The sequence below is a fragment of the Kingella sp. SNUBH-2017 genome (assembly GCF_028680565.1).
GTDB lineage: Bacteria > Pseudomonadota > Gammaproteobacteria > Burkholderiales > Neisseriaceae > Kingella_D > Kingella_D pumchi.
On record NZ_JAPHVK010000026.1, the window covers coordinates 1 to 1,579 of the forward strand.

2 protein-coding genes and 1 pseudogene are annotated in these 1,579 nt (G+C 40.7%); all 3 read right to left on the reverse strand.

All coding sequences use genetic code 11. From position 1 onward, the window contains the following. Positions 1–175: 175 nt before the first annotated feature. Entirely contained in the window at positions 176–571 is a 396-nt protein-coding gene (locus OP500_RS11160) for a hypothetical protein (protein ID WP_143095744.1), read from the reverse strand. A 66-nt stretch (positions 572–637) separates the two neighbouring features. Then, positions 638–1,153, reverse strand: coding sequence for a hypothetical protein (locus OP500_RS11165; protein ID WP_238748022.1), 516 nt, complete (start codon positions 1,151–1,153; stop codon positions 638–640). 249 nt (positions 1,154–1,402) lie between these two features. Further along, positions 1,403–1,579: pseudogene (locus tag OP500_RS11270) on the reverse strand (hypothetical protein); the annotation flags it as partial.

Below are 1,579 nucleotides of genomic sequence, written 5' to 3' on the forward strand. Positions count from 1 at the left end.
CGGTGAGATCCCGACTGCCGCTTTGGCTGATGCGGCCGCTGTTGTCCAATACGGGGGCGGCGATGTCGAGACGGCCGCCGTCGATTTGACCGCTGTTGCCGATATGGGCGCTGCGGATGCGGGTTTCGCCGGCGCCGAGAATGCGGCCGCTAGGACTGCCCATTGTGCAGTATCTTTATCCATGCCTAGAGTTTGCAATCAGAGCTAATTTTTCTAGTTCAGAGTCCGAACCTTTAACATAAAAAGTCACAAAAGTTGTAGGACCTCTTGTAAATGAATTGCTATCAGATACTTGATATGGTTCAACCATAGTCGGTATTTCAGAGAATATCCTTTGCACTCTTTCTCTATTATCCGTTTTGTAACCTAATTTACCTTCTTGTTGAGCTTCTGTTATCAATAATGCAAAACAAATCCCAAACATAATTACCATACAACCAAATATGGTATTTAGATTTTTATTGATAAGATGGAATGGCATTAAATGAATCTCCAATACTAGGTAAGTTTGCAGGAATAAATCGTTGAATATTGCTAGAGGTTGCCCTGTTTTTTTGATCTGCGGAGGCATACCACATAATCAATTGCGCCTAAGCCACATGACAAAACCATCACTACCTAATAAAGATTAACACATTTAATTAGGATATATACCTTCTATATAATCCTTATTTAAATAAAAACTCTTATAAAAATCTATGTCATCTGTCGGGATTGAAAAAAAGATTTTATCTTTCTCATCAGGTTTAAATTTGTTATCAATATTAAAAAGAGAATAAGGATCACAATGAGTTCGACATACTAATGGTAAAAATTTATATCTTGGATCATGAAATATTCGATATTTATCAGGATCGAAAGATGCTAAAAATTCATCAATATTGGTATCAGATATTTTGTCATCACTAATAAACATCGCTAGAGATGGGCGACCTTGATTTTCCATTTGTTGATTAGTAAAGGCTATAAATGCTAACTTGCCATTGTCGTCATACCATATAGATTTATAGTTATTGCCTTTGGGAGAATAAATTCTAGCAGCACATAACATAGGTCTATCTTTACAGTCGTTATATAGAGTTTCATCAAACTCAACTGCATGGCACAATAAAGGCAATAGAAAAAAAAGGGTTATTAATTTATTACTATACATAAGACGGCTTTCTATTTATTCGATAATAAATCTAGTTTTCAATATTTGATTTTGTTTTGGATTAGTGTACATAATAAATTTTACTGCTCCAAAATCTGATATTAAACCCACAACCTTTCCATTTTCTGTATAATTTTCAGGCTTAGTTGTTCAGGCTGCTTTTGCTGTCGATGCTGCTTTGGCCGTGGGCGTAAAGGGTGCCACTGTTGTCGGTTTGGCCGGCGTTAAGACGCAGGGCGCCGCCTTCTTGGGCGGCAACCGTGCCGCTGTTGGCCAGCTGTCCGTCGGCGCTGAGGGTCACGCCGCCGGCACCGGCGTAAATCTTGCCGGCGTTGCGGATGCCGCTGCCGGCATCGGCGGCAATCAGGGTGATTTTGCCGGCATACATGCCGCCCAGGGCGCCGGTGTCGATGGCAAAGACGGGAG